This window comes from Metabacillus sp. Hm71, assembly GCF_051842955.2.
Taxonomy (GTDB): domain Bacteria; phylum Bacillota; class Bacilli; order Bacillales; family Bacillaceae; genus Metabacillus.
Map to the genome: position 1 here is coordinate 2,185,208 of NZ_CM200278.1, position 16,331 is coordinate 2,201,538.

At 36.6% G+C, this 16,331-nt stretch carries 21 protein-coding genes and 1 pseudogene; 20 read left to right on the plus strand and 2 right to left on the minus strand.

Going from position 1 to position 16,331, the window contains the following annotated elements; translation table 11 throughout:
* The first annotated feature begins 112 nt into the window (after nt 1-112).
* From ACSVDH_RS10275 to ACSVDH_RS10360, 18 genes and pseudogenes are all read left to right on the plus strand, one after another.
* A complete protein-coding gene (locus tag ACSVDH_RS10275; protein WP_299086733.1) occupies nt 113-349 on the plus strand; it encodes a YkuJ family protein in 237 nt (78 codons plus the stop codon).
* Between the two features lie 433 nt (nt 350-782).
* A complete protein-coding gene (locus ACSVDH_RS10280) occupies nt 783-1,301 on the plus strand; it encodes a ribonuclease H-like YkuK family protein (RefSeq protein WP_439249356.1) in 519 nt (172 codons plus the stop codon).
* A gap of 48 nt (nt 1,302-1,349) precedes the next feature.
* The gene (gene abbA, locus ACSVDH_RS10285; RefSeq protein WP_299086736.1) at nt 1,350-1,538 is read left to right on the plus strand and encodes an antirepressor AbbA; all 189 of its coding nucleotides are present in this window, start codon (nt 1,350-1,352) and stop codon (nt 1,536-1,538) included.
* Nucleotides 1,539-1,844: 306 nt separating this feature from the next.
* Nucleotides 1,845-2,294, plus strand: a complete 450-nt coding sequence (gene cbpB, locus ACSVDH_RS10290) for a cyclic-di-AMP-binding protein CbpB (RefSeq protein ID WP_439249357.1) — start codon at nt 1,845-1,847, stop codon at nt 2,292-2,294.
* A gap of 131 nt (nt 2,295-2,425) precedes the next feature.
* Nucleotides 2,426-3,922: an MDR family MFS transporter gene (locus tag ACSVDH_RS10295; protein ID WP_439249792.1), complete on the plus strand. Its 1,497-nt coding sequence runs from the start codon at nt 2,426-2,428 to the stop codon at nt 3,920-3,922.
* Between the two features lie 53 nt (nt 3,923-3,975).
* On the plus strand, nt 3,976-4,842 hold the full coding sequence (ccpC, locus tag ACSVDH_RS10300) for a transcriptional regulator CcpC (RefSeq protein ID WP_439249358.1): 867 nt from the start codon (nt 3,976-3,978) through the stop codon (nt 4,840-4,842).
* An 81-nt stretch (nt 4,843-4,923) separates the two neighbouring features.
* A complete protein-coding gene (gene dapD, locus ACSVDH_RS10305; RefSeq protein ID WP_299086742.1) occupies nt 4,924-5,634 on the plus strand; it encodes a 2,3,4,5-tetrahydropyridine-2,6-dicarboxylate N-acetyltransferase in 711 nt (236 codons plus the stop codon).
* Nucleotides 5,635-5,780: 146 nt separating this feature from the next.
* A complete protein-coding gene (locus ACSVDH_RS10310; protein WP_439249359.1) occupies nt 5,781-6,914 on the plus strand; it encodes an N-acetyldiaminopimelate deacetylase in 1,134 nt (377 codons plus the stop codon).
* Between the two features lie 51 nt (nt 6,915-6,965).
* Complete coding sequence (locus ACSVDH_RS10315) at nt 6,966-7,211, plus strand: YkuS family protein (RefSeq protein WP_299086747.1); 246 nt, start codon at nt 6,966-6,968, stop codon at nt 7,209-7,211.
* A gap of 323 nt (nt 7,212-7,534) precedes the next feature.
* Nucleotides 7,535-8,077, plus strand: a complete 543-nt coding sequence (locus ACSVDH_RS10320) for a peroxiredoxin (RefSeq protein WP_046511377.1) — start codon at nt 7,535-7,537, stop codon at nt 8,075-8,077.
* Nucleotides 8,078-8,171: 94 nt separating this feature from the next.
* The gene (locus ACSVDH_RS10325) at nt 8,172-8,627 is read left to right on the plus strand and encodes a TlpA family protein disulfide reductase (RefSeq protein ID WP_299086750.1); all 456 of its coding nucleotides are present in this window, start codon (nt 8,172-8,174) and stop codon (nt 8,625-8,627) included.
* A 111-nt stretch (nt 8,628-8,738) separates the two neighbouring features.
* Nucleotides 8,739-9,359 carry a molybdenum cofactor guanylyltransferase gene (locus tag ACSVDH_RS10330; protein WP_439249360.1) on the plus strand — a complete coding sequence of 207 codons (621 nt, stop codon included), beginning with the start codon at nt 8,739-8,741 and terminating at the stop codon, nt 9,357-9,359.
* Between the two features lie 32 nt (nt 9,360-9,391).
* Nucleotides 9,392-10,672 carry a molybdopterin molybdotransferase MoeA gene (locus ACSVDH_RS10335; protein WP_439249361.1) on the plus strand — a complete coding sequence of 427 codons (1,281 nt, stop codon included), beginning with the start codon at nt 9,392-9,394 and terminating at the stop codon, nt 10,670-10,672.
* On the plus strand, nt 10,651-11,163 hold the full coding sequence (gene mobB / locus ACSVDH_RS10340; RefSeq protein ID WP_439249362.1) for a molybdopterin-guanine dinucleotide biosynthesis protein B: 513 nt from the start codon (nt 10,651-10,653) through the stop codon (nt 11,161-11,163). Before ACSVDH_RS10335 ends, mobB begins: the two co-directional genes overlap by 22 nt.
* Nucleotides 11,156-11,623 (plus strand): molybdenum cofactor biosynthesis protein MoaE, encoded by a 468-nt coding sequence (locus ACSVDH_RS10345; protein WP_299086757.1) that lies wholly within the window; start codon nt 11,156-11,158, stop codon nt 11,621-11,623. The genes mobB and ACSVDH_RS10345 overlap by 8 nt, the downstream gene beginning before the upstream one ends.
* Nucleotides 11,623-11,856, plus strand: coding sequence for a molybdopterin converting factor subunit 1 (gene moaD / locus ACSVDH_RS10350; protein WP_299086758.1), 234 nt, complete (start codon nt 11,623-11,625; stop codon nt 11,854-11,856). The genes ACSVDH_RS10345 and moaD overlap by 1 nt, the downstream gene beginning before the upstream one ends.
* A gap of 47 nt (nt 11,857-11,903) precedes the next feature.
* Nucleotides 11,904-12,029: pseudogene (locus ACSVDH_RS10355) on the plus strand (molybdate ABC transporter permease subunit); the annotation flags it as partial.
* Between the two features lie 482 nt (nt 12,030-12,511).
* Nucleotides 12,512-12,715: a cold-shock protein gene (locus ACSVDH_RS10360; RefSeq protein ID WP_046511360.1), complete on the plus strand. Its 204-nt coding sequence runs from the start codon at nt 12,512-12,514 to the stop codon at nt 12,713-12,715.
* Nucleotides 12,716-12,775: 60 nt separating this feature from the next.
* Here ACSVDH_RS10360 and ACSVDH_RS10365 read toward each other — a convergent pair whose 3' ends face one another.
* On the minus strand, nt 12,776-12,955 hold the full coding sequence (locus ACSVDH_RS10365) for an H-type small acid-soluble spore protein (RefSeq protein WP_299086760.1): 180 nt from the start codon (nt 12,953-12,955) through the stop codon (nt 12,776-12,778).
* A 181-nt stretch (nt 12,956-13,136) separates the two neighbouring features.
* Between ACSVDH_RS10365 and ACSVDH_RS10370 the strand changes: the two genes are divergently transcribed.
* The gene (locus tag ACSVDH_RS10370) at nt 13,137-14,243 is read left to right on the plus strand and encodes a phosphatidylglycerol lysyltransferase domain-containing protein (protein ID WP_439249363.1); all 1,107 of its coding nucleotides are present in this window, start codon (nt 13,137-13,139) and stop codon (nt 14,241-14,243) included.
* An 85-nt stretch (nt 14,244-14,328) separates the two neighbouring features.
* On the opposite strand, the gene ACSVDH_RS10375 is transcribed toward ACSVDH_RS10370, so the two are convergent.
* Nucleotides 14,329-14,616, minus strand: a complete 288-nt coding sequence (locus ACSVDH_RS10375; RefSeq protein WP_439249364.1) for a DUF6509 family protein — start codon at nt 14,614-14,616, stop codon at nt 14,329-14,331.
* A 424-nt stretch (nt 14,617-15,040) separates the two neighbouring features.
* Between ACSVDH_RS10375 and ACSVDH_RS10380 the strand changes: the two genes are divergently transcribed.
* Nucleotides 15,041-16,306 carry an ammonium transporter gene (locus ACSVDH_RS10380; protein WP_299086766.1) on the plus strand — a complete coding sequence of 422 codons (1,266 nt, stop codon included), beginning with the start codon at nt 15,041-15,043 and terminating at the stop codon, nt 16,304-16,306.
* The last annotated feature ends 25 nt before the right edge of the window (nt 16,307-16,331 follow it).

The following is a 16,331-nucleotide window of genomic DNA, read 5'->3' on the forward strand; positions in this document are numbered from 1 at the left end:
AGATACAGATTATTGAATCGTTGTTTAGTGGATAGAATGTATGGTAGTGTAAAACAATATTAAATATAAGGAATCAGTTATACGTTAACTCTTCCGGAAGGGGGATCTCTTTTTGTCACAGCTATTAGGTATTATTACAAGATTGCAAAGTTTACAGGAAAATTCTGGATCAGGCGAGCCTTTACAACGTTTTTTTGAGGTTGAGGGAGAAAAGCGTTGCAGTGTGAAATACTTCGATAAAAGCAATACATTTGAATTAGAGGTATTTCAAAAAGGAGACAAACCCCAATCATACCAATTTGATAATATTGATATGATTGCTATGGAAATCTTCGACCTTCTGCAATAAGTGAAACTTTAGTTGTTATACTTAGCGTAGACTAGTTGGCAGTAGAAAAAAACATTTTGACTTATACGTAATGAACATTGCTGCCCATTATTTAGGGATTATAAAGGAGGCAATATGAGAAAAGAGCCTACTGTTATTTGCCCGTTTTGTCAAAATCAGCAACCACTATCAAAATCTTTAACAGCTCAATCAAATCAAAATGTTATCTTTACGTGCGCTCATTGTCATGAAAAATTGCGAAACATTGAGACGAGTAAGGGAGAATAGCTATGCCTCTATAGGCATAGCTATTTTTTTTGAAAACTTTTAAAAGGTAACATTTTTATGAACATATTTTAAATGATATACGACATATAATTTATAAGGATATTTTTTGATAACTATATTACAAAAATGAGCTGGAACAAAAGATATGTTGATGGGGAGATGTGACATGAACGAATCTTTTACCTTTTATAATATCTCAGAAAAGAAAATGTCATTCCAAACCGTGATAGAGCGTATAAAAAGGTTTATGTTAAAAGATCTGCGTTCAGAGTATATACTCTCAATTGGTTCGGATTCACATGTTCATCAAAAAGAGACAAGATTTATTACAGCCATTCATCTTCATCGAAAAGGCAAAGGGGCATGGGGATGTTTAAAGGCACATAGTGTGAAACGCCCTATTTTAAGCGTACGTGAAAAAATATCCATCGAAACAGCATTAAGTCAAGAGGTGGCTTATTTTTTTCTCACCAAATATTTAAATGTGTTAACAGAATTGTTAATCCCTTTTGCAGATGAAGGAGCAAATTTACTATTTGAAATCCATCTAGATATCGGCCAAAAGGGCATGACAAAGGAATTAATTCAGGAAATGACAGGCAGAATTGAAGCGATGGGGGTTGAAGCGAAAATTAAACCAGAGTCCTATACGGCATTCAGTTATGCCAATCGATATACAAAATAAAATGTAAATGCCTGCTTATTTTTATATGAATAAAACCAGGAGGAACGTATGAAAGCGACAATTGAAGGGCTTACTTCTGATGAGCAAAAATTACTTATCGAATTATTATTACGCCAACAATATGCTTTAGAAATTGTATGCAGCGAGATTAATGATATTGAAGCAGGAATGAAAAGAACAGATGAAAAAACATATCAACAATTAATTGCCTTGTATGATCGATTAAGAGTCAGATAGTTATTTACATAGTAAATTAGGAAGTAAAATGATTTAGTCGGTATGTTGCTAAAAAAGGTAATAATGATACTCTTATTGGGTATCATTTTTTTGTCCCCTAATTAATGAAGAAAAAATAAAATATTGGGATTTTCTTTTATAATGATTTGTTTTTATAAGAAGGATTGCAAACAATATGATATGATAGAATTGGTGATTTTTCCACCGCAATTCCAGCAGGAAATCCTATTAATGGAAGTCTCAATTTATGACCTCTTTAATTAGAAAGCGGCCTTAGACAATGTTTTTTAGAGAGGAAGAGCAACTATGATTCGTTTAGAAACCGGAGATTTAATGAATGCAACTATTCAAGAGTTAATGATTCCAGCAGATAAAGTGGCACATGTTCAAATCGGCAATAATCTAGAACATGCTTTGCTTGTTTTAACAAAAACAGGATATACAGCCATACCAGTATTAGACCCAACCTTTAAGCTGCATGGCTTAATAGGAATGAATTTAATAATGGATAACATTTTTGGATTAAAGCGGATTGAATTTGAAAAATTAGAAAATATGAAGGTTGAAGAGGTTATGAATAAAGAAATACCAAGGTTGTATCTGGATGACCCTATCGAAAAGGGACTTGACCTTATTGTGAATCATCCTTTCGTATGTGTTCAAAATAAAGAAAATGTATTTGAAGGGATTTTTACGAGAAGAGCTATATTAAAACAATTAAAAAAGCGAATGAGAGGTTTGGAACAAGAACAATAACAATGAAACGATGTAGATGAGAGGGATAACTTCATTACATCGTTTTCTTTTTATTCAGATCGTTTGACAAATCATTAATACATATAGGCGGTGATGTTGGATTGGGACAAGCAATTATACAGAAACAGTCAATGGCACAAAAGGATATGTCAAAGAAAACCAATAGACCTTTTGTTTTAGTAACAGTTATGCTTGCGATGTTTATGGCTGCAATAGAAGCGACGATTGTGGCAACAGCCATGCCGGCGATTGTAGCAGAATTAGGGGATTTTTCTTTATATAGCTGGGTTTTTTCATCTTATTTGTTAATGAATGCGGTAACGGTCTTGATTTACGGTAAGCTTTCAGATTTATTTGGGCGAAAACCCGTGCTTGCGATAGGAATCATTATCTTTTTGCTCGGATCATTAATATGTGGTTTAGCAACATCAATGGAATGGCTTATTTTTGCACGGTTTGTTCAAGGCTTTGGCGCAGGTGCGGTCATGCCGATTGCTTCGACGATTGTGGGGGATATTTATACAAAGGAAGAGCGGGCAAAAATACAAGGATATTTATCAAGTGTATGGGGGATTTCTGCCATTTTGGGACCAGCGATTGGCGGGCTTCTAGTTGAGTTTGTTAGCTGGCGGTTTGTCTTTTGGATCAACATTCCCCTTGGTATCCTAGCAATAATTGGCTTATTTATGTTTCTTCATGAAAATGTCGATAAAAAGAAGCCAAAAATTGATTATGGCGGAGCAATCCTGCTTACCTTATCAGTGACATCGTTTATGTTTATTTTAGTCGAAGGCGGTGTCCGCTGGGAGTGGCTCTCGATGCCAATCCTCTTATTGGGAGGTCTCTCGTTCCTTAGCTTTATCGCCTTTGTACTATATGAACGAAGAGTAGAGGAACCAATGATGCCTTTTGAGCTTTGGAATGAAAGATCGATTTTAATTGCCAATCTGACATCTTTAACAACTGGTGTGTTATTAATCGGGTTATCGACTTTTTTGCCGACATTTGTTCAAGGTGTTATGGAGGAAAAAGCAATTGTTGCCGGCTTTACATTAACAACCATGTCCATTGGCTGGCCTATCGCTGCAATGATATCTGGAAGAGCTATTTTAACAATCGGTTTTCGAACAACCTTTATTTTAGGAGGAGTAGCATTAGTTTGTGGGAGTATTGTTTTTATCATGTTATCTGCAAATGATAGTGCTCTTTTTGCTGCTGCCGGTTCATTTATCATTGGAATAGGGATGGGACTAACAACAACAGCCTTTATTGTTTCGATTCAAAGTACAGTAGATTGGAATAAGCGAGGTGTTGCAACAGCTACAAATATGTTTATGAGAAATGTAGGAAGTACAATTGGTGCCGCTCTGCTTGGGGGGATCTTAAACAGCCGGCTATTAAGTTATTTATCAAGCAAAGGTGTGAAGGAAGAGTTGAATCTTGATTCTGCAACCACTTTACTTGAATCTTCAGAACGTACAAGCTTGTCAGCTGAGTCAAAAGGGCTCCTTCAGCAGGGACTGGAATTTGCTTTACATGATGTTTATTTTGTTGTTTTTGGTTTTGCACTATTAAGCTTTGCCTTTATTTTATTTCTACCAAAAAATGAAAAGGCTGATTCAAAATAATTCAGCCTTTAAACTTGTAAAGAAATGTATTTTTGAAAAGCAGGTGGATGGTTATGCAAATGTCAGAGCTCCGAATGCTGGTTGTCTTATCTGAGGAAATGAATATGAGGAGAGCGTCTGAACGACTATTTGTTTCCCAGCCAGCATTATCACAGCGCTTACAAACGATAGAAAAATCATGGGGCTTTCAAATTTTTATCCGTTCTCAAAAAGGATTAACGTTAACACCAGCAGGAGAAAAGGTTGTTTCCTTTGCCCGTGAGGTTGTCGAAAAAGAAGAACAGGTACGTGAGAAAATTTTAGAGCTCGAAGGAGAGGTTCATGGAACACTAAAGCTTGCAGTCGCGTCCATCATTGGTCAGCATTGGCTTCCTGAGGTTTTAAAAACCTATGTTAGAAAAAATCCACATGCTAAAATTTCACTTATTACTGGGTGGAGCAGTGAAATATTAAAAAGCATGTTTGAAGATCACGTCCATATCGGTATCATTCGAGGAAATCCTGATTGGAAGGGGGTTAAGGAACATCTGTTTTCAGATACCTTATATCTTGTGGATACGGAAATTAGTAAGGTTGAGGACGTACTGCATACAGAAAGACCTTTTATACAATTCAAAAGTGACTCCACGTATTATCAAGAAATTCAAGATTGGTGGCATCGGCAGTTTCAAACCTCGCCAAAGCGAACAATCGTTGTGGATCAAATCGAAACTTGTAAACAAATGGCATTCAATGGTATTGGCTATGCTATTTTACCCTCTGTTACGTTAAAGGAAAATGAGCAGGATATTTTTAAGGTCCCTCTTCTTGATGAAAATGGAAAACCAATTGAGAGAGATACGTGGCTATTAGGATATGAATCTTCGTTTGAATTAAAACAAGTAAAGGCATTTCTAGACATTGTAAAAGAACATAAATAAGTGAACATTTGCTTGTCAAGAATTAAATCCTTTGATACAGTAAAGAATGATTGTAAAATGAATCAAGGAGGAAACATACATATGAAAATGATGGATGCAAATGAGATTATCTCATTTATACAAAACAGTAAAAAATCTACACCTGTAAAGGTTTATTTAAAAGGAAATCTAGAAGGCATCAACTTTGGTGAATCAGCTCAAACCTTCATAACTGGCAATACTGGTGTCGTATTTGGTGAATGGGCTGAAATCCAGGATGCGCTTGAAACAAACAAAGACCATATTGAAGATTACGTTGTCGAAAATGATCGCCGAAATTCTGCGATTCCTCTGCTTGATCTAAAGGGAATTAAAGCACGTATTGAGCCAGGCGCAATCATTCGTGATCAAGTTGAAATTGGTGATAATGCCGTTATCATGATGGGTGCTTCTATTAATATTGGTGCTGTTATTGGTGAAGGTACAATGATTGATATGAATTGTGTACTTGGAGGTCGTGCGACTGTAGGTAAAAATTGCCATATCGGTGCTGGCACAGTTTTAGCAGGTGTTATCGAGCCGCCTTCTGCTAAACCGGTTGTTGTAGAAGATGATGTTGTTATTGGAGCAAATGTTGTTGTATTAGAAGGCGTTACAATTGGAAAAGGTGCGGTAGTTGGTGCCGGCGCAATTGTTACAAAGGATGTAGAGCCATATACAGTTGTTACAGGTGCTCCAGCCCGTAAAATTAAGGATATTGATGCCAAAACAAAATCAAAAACAGAAATCATGCAAGAGCTAAGACAATTATAGGATTAAAGAGAGGCTGTCTCAGGAAGGGGATAACCCACTAGGAAACAAGAATATATGGATTTGTTCATTATTTTAAATCCTATATATTGTGTTTACAGGGGTGACTCTTTGATTTGAGTCAGCCTCTTTTGTATAGGGGTGATTAGATGATCAAAGAACAACTTAATCAAATTCGCCGGGACCTTCATCGAATACCTGAAATTGGTTTTCAGGAGTTTAAAACACAGCAATATTTATTAGGTGTATTAAGGCAATTACCGGAAGAGCGAATTGAGATTAAAACATGGAAAACAGGTATTTTTGCTTTAGTAAAGGGGACAAACCCCACAAAGATCATTGGCTACCGGGCTGATATCGATGGATTACCGATAACTGAGGAGACAAATTATGATTTTCAATCAGAGCATCCTGGTTATATGCATGCCTGTGGTCATGACTTTCATATGACAATAGCGTTAGGTATCCTTGGCCATTTTGTAGAACACCCTGTACAGGATGATATTTTGTTTTTATTTCAACCTGCAGAGGAAGGGCCAGGAGGAGCGGAACCAATGCTTAATAGCGATATAGCGAAGCAATGGAAACCTGATATCATAACAGCTCTTCATATTTCTCCAGAGCTGCCGGTTGGAACCATTGCAACAAAACCTGGATTGCTTTTTGCCAATACTTCTGAATTATTTATTGATTTAAAAGGAAAGGGCGGACATGCAGCATACCCTCATACGACAAATGATATGGTTGTTGCAGCATGTTCACTTATTACTCAATTGCAAACTGTCGTAGCACGGAATGTCGATCCTCTTGACAGCGCTGTTATTACAATTGGAAAAATAACAGGCGGCACCGTGCAGAATATTATAGCGGAAAATGCTAGATTAGAAGGTACAATTCGAACCCTTTCTGTTCAATCAATGGATAAAGTGAAGGAAAGAATTGAGGCATTGGTTAAAGGGGTTGAGATTGGCTACTCATGTAAAGCGACTATTGATTATGGTTCGATGTATCATCAAGTCTTTAATGAAGAAGTCTTAACAGCAGAATTTATGGAATTTGCAGCTGCAAACACATCCGTTACCGTCCAGGAATGTAAGGAAGCAATGACTGGTGAGGATTTCGGATATATGGTCGATCAAATTCCCGGCTTTATGTTTTGGTTAGGCGTTGAATCATCATTCGGCCTGCATCATGCTAAACTAGAGCCTAGTGAAGATGCAATCCATGTCGCTGTTGATTTGATGACAAAGTATATCACATTCAAGGCTAATCAAAATAATTAAAGTATATTTTTTCCTCCCATGTACACAATACATGTAGGAGGTGGATAAACAATGCCAAAAATCGGTGTAGAACAATCATTATCTGACGTATCATCTGCTTTACAGGAAAAAGGCTATGAGGTTGTCCAATTAAAAAATGAAAATGATGCACAAGGCTGTGACTGCTGTGTGGTTACAGGACAAGATTCAAACGTAATGGGGATTAGTAATGTTGTAACTGCAGGCTCTGTTATCGAAGCGAGCGGAATGACAGCAGAAGAAATTTGCCAGCAAGTTGAAAGCAAAATAAATCGATAAAATTCGTTAAAAGAAAGGCTGTCTAAAATGGTCTGTCCCTAACAAACAACAAGATACGAACCTTCTTACGTATTAGGTTCTTGTATAGGGCTGATCCATTTGTTATGAGACAGCCTTTTCTTTTTGTTTTGAGTAAATAAGTTGAATTTCAAATTTTTTACACAATAAACAAAAGGATATTTTTAAAATCATTATCACCTACATTGACTAAAAAGGATGCTTGTCCTATAATGGTCACTGTATTAGACATATAAATATTGGTTGAGAAGCATAAATTTTTCTCAATTAGTAAACCTAACAAAACTTATTTGGAGGGATACATAATGGCAGAACGTATGGTAGGAAAACAAGCACCACGATTTGAAATGGAAGCAGTTTTAGCAAACAAAGAGTTTGGAAAAGTAAGTCTAGAAGAAAACATGAAGAATGATAAATGGACAGTTCTTTTCTTCTATCCAATGGACTTTACATTCGTATGTCCAACAGAAATCACTGCATTGTCAGATCGTTATGATGAATTCGAAGATTTAGATGCAGAAGTAATCGGTGTTTCTACTGATACCATTCATACACACTTAGCATGGATTAAAACAGATCGCAAAGACAACGGCTTAGGCGATTTAAAATATCCATTAGCTGCTGATACAAATCATGTTGTTTCCCGTGAATATGGTGTTTTAATTGAAGAAGAGGGTATTGCACTTCGTGGATTATTCATCATTAATCCAGAAGGTGAATTACAATATTCTGTCGTAAACCACAACAACATTGGCCGTGACGTAGATGAAACACTTCGTGTGCTTCAAGCACTTCAAACTGGCGGACTTTGCCCAGCAAACTGGAAGCCAGGCCAAGCTACATTATAATTTCTTTAAAAAACACATTGATAAAAGAGAGGCTGACAAAAATAAGAATGTCAGCCCCTTTTTTAATCTGTTCATTTAACATGGAGGGATAGAGATGAAATTACGTGAGCCAATGCCGGAGCTTACTGGTGCAACCGAATGGTTAAATGGTGAGGTAACGAAAGAACAATTAATTGGTGAGAAGCCAACGCTTATTCATTTCTGGTCAATCAGCTGCCACTTATGTAAGGAAGCGATGCCGCAAGTTAACGAATTCCGTGATAAATTTAAAGATAAATTAAATGTTGTAGCAGTTCATATGCCGCGTTCAGAAGATGATTTAAAACTTGATGAGATCAAAAAGGTTGCTGGAGAGCATGATATTAGCCAGCCAATCTTCGTTGATAATGAGCATAAATTAACAGACTCTTTTGAAAATCAATATGTGCCTGCTTACTATGTTTTTGATAAAGAAGGTAAGCTTCGCCACTTCCAAGCTGGCGGAAGCGGGATGAAAATGCTTGAAAAACGCGTGAATCGTGTTTTAGCTGAACTTGAAAACGCTGAATAATGACTATAAAGTCGGTTGCCACAACATGGTAACTGACTTTTTTTGCAGATAATGCATATAAGAATATTCCTTCCTCGATTCACGTTAAAATATTAAAAAGGGGGCTATGCAGTGAAAGAAACGATAGGTGTGTTATTAGCTGGGGGGGAGTCCCGTCGATTTGGCCATCATAAGGCATTTGCGAGTTATCAAGGGAAATTCTTTTGGGAGCATTCCTTTTCCGTATTAAAAGCTGTATCAGATAAGCAAATAATCATCAGTCATCCCAATATAGCTGGAAAATTAAAGGATGCAGTTCTCTGTCCTGTATTACTTGATGAACCTGATGTTAAAGGAAAAGGGCCAATGGCAGGAATGATTACGGCAATGAATCATGTTCAGGCAGAATGGTATGTGTTTTTAGCATGTGACATACCTTTAATCACTAATCAGGCTGTTTTAAGGTTGCTACATTTTCGACAGCATGACATTAAGGCAATTATACCTAAAATAAACGGAAGGCTTCAGCCGTTAACAGGGGTTTATCACCATTCGATATATTCACTTATGAAAGAGCAGTTAGAGAATCATGAGTATAGAATTATTTCACTTCTTGAAAAAATTGAGGTATTATATGTAACTGAAAAAGATTTGCAGGTTGATCCAAGCATTTTTCGTAATGTAAACTCACAAGAGGATTATACAGAACTACATACAAATGGTAAAATATCAGAATCAAATAATAATAGTTGATGAATTGATCAATGATAGACCGGAGTGATGAAATGGTAGAAAAAAGAAAGCCATTGGCTGTAAGCGAAGCAATACATAAGGTATTACGTTACTCTGTAAAAGGTGAGAGTGAATCTGTGTCTTTAACAGAAAGCCATGGGAGATTTTTAGCTGAGGACTTAATTGCTGATCATCCAGTACCACCTTTTGATCGCTCACCATATGACGGATTTGCGGTTCGATCAGTTGATACATTATATGCAAGTTCAGATCAACCATCAGTATTTGAAGTAATTGATGAGATTGGTGCTGGAGATGTTGGTATGTTCACACTTGGTGAAATGCAGGCAGCACGAATTATGACAGGTGCCCAAATTCCAAGTGGCTGTGATGCGATTGTTATGCTAGAGTTAACGAAAGAATTTCAAAAAAATGGAAAAAAATTCATGTCTATCAAAAGGCCTTTCAAAAAAGGAGATAATATTTCCTTTAAAGGGGAGGATACACCAAAAGGCAGTGTTTTAGTGAAAAAAGGGTCATTTATTACTCCTGGTACTATTGCCTTGCTTGCAACCTTTGGGTATAAAACGGTTTCGGTTGTTAAAAAACCGCGGATCGGGATTATTGCGACAGGCAGTGAACTGCTCGATGTTGATGAACCTTTAAAGCCTGGTAAAATTAGAAATAGTAACTCTTATATGATTGAGGCACAAGCTGGAAGAAGCGGAGCTGAGCCTATTTTTTTAGGCAAACTACTAGATGACCTTGAGGAATGCTATGCTGCAATCAAAAAAGCATTAGAGAATGTTGACTTTTTAATAACTACTGGTGGTGTTTCTGTTGGAGATTTTGATTATTTGCCAGAAATCTATAGTCGTTTAGGTGCTAATGTATTGTTTAATAAAGTAGCTATGCGTCCGGGCAGTGTCACAACGGTTGCAGAGCTTAATGGGAAATTATTATTTGGGCTTTCCGGCAATCCATCTGCTTGTTATGTCGGCTTTGAACTATTTGTAAGGCCGATTATTCGCACCTTTTTATTCTCTGATCGTGTTCATCTGCAAAGAGTAACGGCAAGCTTGGAAAAGGACTTTTTAAAACCAAATCCTTTCATAAGGTTTGTTCGGGGGAAAATTAATTTTTCCGATGGGAAAATTCTTGCCTTACCTGTAGGATTAGATAAATCAAATGTTGTGACATCTCTTGCTGATGCCAACGCACTTATCGTATTGCCTGGTGGAACAAGAGGTTTTCAGAAAGGTGATCATGTTGACGTATTGCTAATTGACGATCAAGTGGGAAGTGAATCCTCATGGGCAAAGTCCTTCAAGTAGTCGGTTATCAAAATAGCGGAAAAACAACATTTGTTGCAGATTATATCAAAATGGCTGTTGAGCAAGGTTTAAAAGTGGGGACAATTAAGCATCACGGCCATCCAGGGGCAATTGATATAAGTGACCACAAAAAGGATACAGGGAAGCATCGACAAGCGGGTGCTTATGTTTCTGTAGTAGAGGGCAATGGCTCAGTTATTTTGACTTCAGAACAAGCTTCTTTATCCCTCGTCCAATTGCTATCCTTATATAGCCAGTTTCAATTAGATGTGATTGTTGTTGAAGGGTATAAGGCAGCTGGTTATCCAAAAGTAGTATTAATAAGGTCGCTTGATGATATAAAAATATTAGAAGATGTAGTAAATGTCAGCTGTGTGATATCGAAGGTTGCTCTACCCGAGAGCATTACAGAAGAATATAGATGTTTCACAAATTATTTCGAAGGTATTAAGTGGCTTCTAACAAATAAAGTAGGTGAAATAATTGACTAAACCATTGTTTGAAATAGTTAAGGATCCTATTTCAATTGAAGAAATAACGGATAAAGTGATTCGCCGTGAAGCTGGGGCGGTTACCACTTTTATCGGAACTGTAAGGGAATTTACTCATGGAAAGCGAACATTGTCATTAGAATACCAAGCATATGAACAAATGGCCGTAAAAAAGCTGGAGCAGATTGGTGATGAAATAAAGGAGAGGTGGAGTGATGCAAAGGTAGCCATTACACATCGAATCGGTAAATTAACAATTTCGGAAATTGCTGTTGTCATTGCTGTTTCTACTCCACATCGTAAGGATGCGTACGAAGCAAATGAATATGCCATCGAGCGGATAAAACAAATTGTACCGATATGGAAAAAAGAGATTTGGGAAGATGGCGAATCATGGATAGGTGATCAATTAGAAAAAACACCTTATCCAAAAGGAAAGCCGGAAAAGGGGTTGTTGTGATGATTAAGATCTTGTTATTTGCCCATTTACAAGAGAAGATTGGAGAGGAGAGCATTTCTTTCGATATTCCGAGCATCACTGTGAAAGAATTAAAGGAGCTTGTAGGTACTAGGTTTGAACTTGGCACTTTAGAGCATATCATGATTGCGGTAAATGAAGAATATGCCCTAGATGAAGACCTTGTGCAATCAGGTGATGTAGTGGCTTTTATTCCACCTGTTAGTGGTGGTTAATGTTATGAAAGGTAAGAGAGGGCTTTAGGGGAATTTTGAGCCAAGTCACCTTTATAATTGCTGGAAACATTCCTGGAAAAACACAAACTGTTTCAACAGCTATTTTCGTTGCGGTTGATAGTAGAAATATGAAGCTGGCCTGGCTGTGGGTTTGTTCGATTATTGTCATTTAAGCTAGACTATTTTTCTTTGTTCAATTGTTTAATAAAGATACGAATTGATGTAAAATTCATATTAATTTGTACATTTACAAATAATGTGTTTACATTGACAATACCTTACAAATCGGTTAAAGTAATAGAGTGCTTTTTATAGAATTTCACCTTGGTGGTGCTGTGTGAATGATGAAAGACTTTGAATTACATGCATCGTGTAATAGTAAAAGAGGACGTTTGATCACAATTCACACTGGCACGGTCTAGGAGCCGTAAGGACGAAAGAGAGGCAGGGCTTTCGTTGTTTTGAGATAATGCTATTTCTTTAAAAATAATAAATTGATCAAATGATTGTTTATTTAAAAGACCAAATATGGAGCTATATAATTCACATATTATCGAGATTATCTACTCCTTTTTTGATAGTCTCTATAATATGTGAATTTTTATTTACCAAGTAAATACAAGTAACATATTAAAAAATCTTTGGAGGTTCTCTCATGAAAACAACTGGTACAGTAAAATGGTTTAACTCAGAAAAAGGTTTCGGATTTATCGAAGTTGCAGAAGGAAACGATGTATTCGTTCACTTCAGCGCTATCGCTGGTGAAGGATTCAAAACGTTAGAAGAAGGACAAAAAGTTGAATTCAACATAGTTGAAGGCAACCGCGGACCTCAAGCGGAAGACGTTGTTAAATTATAATAAGCATAAAAAGGGCTGACGTTTTATTATAAACGTCAGCCTTTTTTATGAAGAATTCTGTTATTTCTCAATTAAGCTCTCAACTGGTACATCTTTTTCTGCTTGCGGGTTATTTAGCGGGTAAATTCTTGCTGTTCCTTGCTCTTCATTTACTGATTGTATATATATACCTTCACCTTGATAGAGAACATTCATCATTTCTCCCATTTGTGATATTTCTTTTGCGCGGTTTATATTCATTTCTTTTTCTTCCTTTCATCCTTAAATTGTGAGTATACGCCTTTACCATATCCATTTTAAAAATAACTATTCAAAGAAAAGAAATAAAAAATAGAATAATTAGGAATCGAAAAGATATTTTTTCATTCTGTTTATTATGGTATCTTGTATAAAGGAAAGTGAAATAAGGGGGATCAGGTATTTGTTAAATCTCATGTATTTAATTTTTCTATTTTTCTTTATTTGTTGGTTCATCTTGAATGTCCCGAAACGTTCAGGAGAAACACCGTTCGATGAATCATTTGTCCGATCATTTATTAAAAGATATGGCGGGAATTCGTTATCACATCTTCTATTTTTGCAGGATAAACAAATTTATATGGCGCAAAATGATTCTGTGATGATTTCCTATAGACAAAAAGGAAATAAATTTTTTGTTCTAGGTGATCCAATTGGAGAAGAATTGTATTTTGAAGCTGGTCTGGATGAATTCATTGATTATGCCAGTCGCATGCGAGCAATACCTGTTTTTTACCAAGCTAGTGAAAGGTTCCTGCCATTTTTACGAGAGCGCGGCTATCGTTTCTTCAAAGTTGGTGAGGAAGCAAGGGTTTGTTTGGATCATTTTAAGATAGAAGGCAAGAAATCTGCAAAAATTCGGACAACAAGAAACAAGTTTTTAAGAGAGGGATATCAATTTTCCGTCATCTATCCTCCGTTTAGTACTGAACTGATTGAAGAACTTAAAGCGGTTTCTGACGAATGGTTAGCAGAACGATATGAAAAAAGCTTTTCGGTTAGCTCCTTTCAAGAAGATTATATTACCCTTTTTCCCGTTTCGATTTTAAGAAGTCCACAGGGGAAGTTAGTTGCCTTTGCGAGCTTGCCTTCTGATTATAAAGCGGATGAGTCAATAAGCATTGATTTAATGAGGTATACAAAGGCTGGTTCTTCTGGAGCAATGGATATGGTTTTTCTTTCGACAATAATGTGGGCAAAGGAAAAGGGATTTTCATCCTGCAGCTTAGGAATGTCGCCATTATCAAATGTAGGTACTGAGGAAGGGGCGCCTATTCCGGAGAAAATAGCAAGATATGTCTTTTTGAATGGCTGTAAATATTATAATTTTAAAGGATTGCGCAGATATAAAGCTAAATTTGCCACTGATTGGATGCCGCGGTATCTCGTTTATAAGAAATCATTATTGTTGATTTTAATTATTCACTTAATGGCAATGGTAAGAAAACAGCCTAGACTAAAACGAAACTCATTTGTTAGAAAGCTAATTCGTGTTAAAAAAGCGGTGTAAGAGTGGAAAAGGGTCAGATCCTAACCAAATCCTCTAAACTAGAAGATTTGGATCTAGGATTTGACCCTTTTTGATAAGAATGCTTTCACATACTTTCAACAAGCTGCCTGCAATAGTTCGTTACTTCCTTTATTTCATCGTCCAATAATGCATAGTCTAAAACAAGCTCGGTCGTTTTTTCGATAAAATGATATTGCGCAATTTTAGCTTGTTCACCTTCAACTGCAAAGATGAGATTTAGGACAATTCCGTTTTTACTATAAAGTACATCTTCTTCATCAATATCCAAAGTAAGGATTATTTCATACCGTTCACCTGTAAGAATACCGAATGGATCTTCCAATTTTTCAATTTTAGATTCAATAATTTTCATACTTTATGTAACCTCTTTTCTATTTTCAACAAGGATTAACTCAATGTATATTATAGCCTTTTAAAGGAACCAAGCCAAATATGAGTTCTTTCAGGATGGATGTAAGCTTTATTTGGAATGTCCTTTGCGTTATAAAAGACAGTGATCTGGAGTTTAAAGTGAATTGAATTGAAAATAACCCTATCATAGTTATAATTTACTGAGCATCTTACGTGTGAGATGTTCTTTTTGTCTATTTAATCCCTTTTTTTGTAAGATACATAGCAAAAAAACGAAAGTTTGTTAGATTTTCTAACGTGGAATTTTCAGAAACCTTCGAAAATAGGTTGACACTTAAAGATAATCGTATAAAATAGTAAATAAGAACGGGATGTTATATTTTCTTACATCTAAAGTTAGTAAATCGCACAAGGGAGGAAATACAATGGACACGATGTTTTTAATGAACAGCTTGTGGGTCATGCTAGGAGCAATTTTAGTTATTTTTATGTTAGGTGGATTTATACTACTTGAGGCCGGTTCAACAAGAATGAAAAACGCAGGTCATATTGCGGGTAAAACAATTTTTACATTCGGTTTGGCATCATTGGTTTTCTGGGCAGTAGGGTATGGATTTATTTTTGGTGATAATGGAAACTTTTTTGTTGGCTTATCCGATTTCTTCTATTCTGGTTATCAAGTAGAAGATATGGGCTTAGCAACATCTGTATTTTTTGTCTTCCAATTAGCCTTTGCAGGAATTTCTATCACAATTGCTTTAGGTGGATTTGCAGAACGGGCGAAGCTTTCTGTTTACCTTGTTTTTACTGTATTATTTTCAGCACTTATTTATCCGGTTATTGCACATTGGATTTGGGGAGGCGGCTGGTTAGCTGAACATGGAAAGCAAGATTTTGCTGGCTCTACAGTTGTTCATTTAACAGGCGCGATGGCAGCATTTGCCGCAACAATATTGTTGAAGCCGCGTATTGGCAAATATAATAAAGATGGTTCTGCCAATAATATACAAGGACATAACCAAGTATTTACGGCTTTAGGTGTGTTAATTTTATGGATTGGCTGGTTCGGTTTTAATGCAGGAAGTACTGTAGCGGTCGATGACGGATTTTTTGGATTTGTAGCTTTAAATACGAATTTAGCAGCAGGTGCAGGAGCTGTTTCAGCCCTTATTATTTCTTGGATCGTATTGGGTAAATCAGATATTCCGACAATGTTGAATGGAGCTTTAGCAGGTTTAGTAGCCATTACTGCATCTTGTGCATTCGTTGATACATGGGCAGCGGTTGTCATTGGTTTAATAGCTGGGATCCTCGTTTTCTATAGTGCTAGATTCTTTGAAAAGAGAAAAATTGATGATCCAATTTTCGCATTATCAGTTCACGGAGTAGCGGGTGTATGGGGAACATTATCGACAGGATTTTTTGCAACACCGGAACTCGCTACTGTAGGCTTGCCAGGACTATTTTACGGTGGCGGATTTACACAGCTTGGCGTACAATTTATGGGAGTAGCAGTTTCTGGAGCATACGCATTCGTTGTATCATTTATCATTTTAGCAATCTCGAAAAAGCTGATGAATGGATTGCGTGTAACAGAAGAAGAAGAAATCATGGGCTTGGATATAAGTGAACATGGTAGCTATGGTTATCCTGAATTATTTGTAACGAAAGATCAAAATGTCGGTTCATAAACAGGAAGCTTGGTTTACCTCGTTT

Excerpts from the sequence above, each read along its gene's own strand:
- dapD (WP_299086742.1), top strand. The coding sequence starts at position 4,924 with ATGAAAATGATGGATGCAAATGAGATTATCTCATTTATACAAAACAGT.
- ccpC (WP_439249358.1), top strand. The coding sequence starts at position 3,976 with ATGCAAATGTCAGAGCTCCGAATGCTGGTTGTCTTATCTGAGGAAATG.
- ACSVDH_RS10325 (WP_299086750.1), top strand. The coding sequence starts at position 8,172 with ATGAAATTACGTGAGCCAATGCCGGAGCTTACTGGTGCAACCGAATGG.
- abbA (WP_299086736.1), top strand. The coding sequence starts at position 1,350 with ATGAAAGCGACAATTGAAGGGCTTACTTCTGATGAGCAAAAATTACTT.
- ACSVDH_RS10295 (WP_439249792.1), top strand. The coding sequence starts at position 2,426 with ATGGCACAAAAGGATATGTCAAAGAAAACCAATAGACCTTTTGTTTTA.
- moaD (WP_299086758.1), top strand. The coding sequence starts at position 11,623 with ATGATTAAGATCTTGTTATTTGCCCATTTACAAGAGAAGATTGGAGAG.
- ACSVDH_RS10360 (WP_046511360.1), top strand. The coding sequence starts at position 12,512 with ATGAAAACAACTGGTACAGTAAAATGGTTTAACTCAGAAAAAGGTTTC.
- ACSVDH_RS10335 (WP_439249361.1), top strand. The coding sequence starts at position 9,392 with ATGGTAGAAAAAAGAAAGCCATTGGCTGTAAGCGAAGCAATACATAAG.
- ACSVDH_RS10380 (WP_299086766.1), top strand. The coding sequence starts at position 15,041 with ATGGACACGATGTTTTTAATGAACAGCTTGTGGGTCATGCTAGGAGCA.
- ACSVDH_RS10280 (WP_439249356.1), top strand. The coding sequence starts at position 783 with ATGAACGAATCTTTTACCTTTTATAATATCTCAGAAAAGAAAATGTCA.
- ACSVDH_RS10315 (WP_299086747.1), top strand. The coding sequence starts at position 6,966 with ATGCCAAAAATCGGTGTAGAACAATCATTATCTGACGTATCATCTGCT.
- ACSVDH_RS10375 (WP_439249364.1), bottom strand. The coding sequence starts at position 14,616 with ATGAAAATTATTGAATCTAAAATTGAAAAATTGGAAGATCCATTCGGT.
- ACSVDH_RS10320 (WP_046511377.1), top strand. The coding sequence starts at position 7,535 with ATGGCAGAACGTATGGTAGGAAAACAAGCACCACGATTTGAAATGGAA.
- ACSVDH_RS10310 (WP_439249359.1), top strand. The coding sequence starts at position 5,781 with ATGATCAAAGAACAACTTAATCAAATTCGCCGGGACCTTCATCGAATA.
- ACSVDH_RS10365 (WP_299086760.1), bottom strand. The coding sequence starts at position 12,955 with ATGAATATAAACCGCGCAAAAGAAATATCACAAATGGGAGAAATGATG.
- mobB (WP_439249362.1), top strand. The coding sequence starts at position 10,651 with ATGGGCAAAGTCCTTCAAGTAGTCGGTTATCAAAATAGCGGAAAAACA.
- cbpB (WP_439249357.1), top strand. The coding sequence starts at position 1,845 with ATGATTCGTTTAGAAACCGGAGATTTAATGAATGCAACTATTCAAGAG.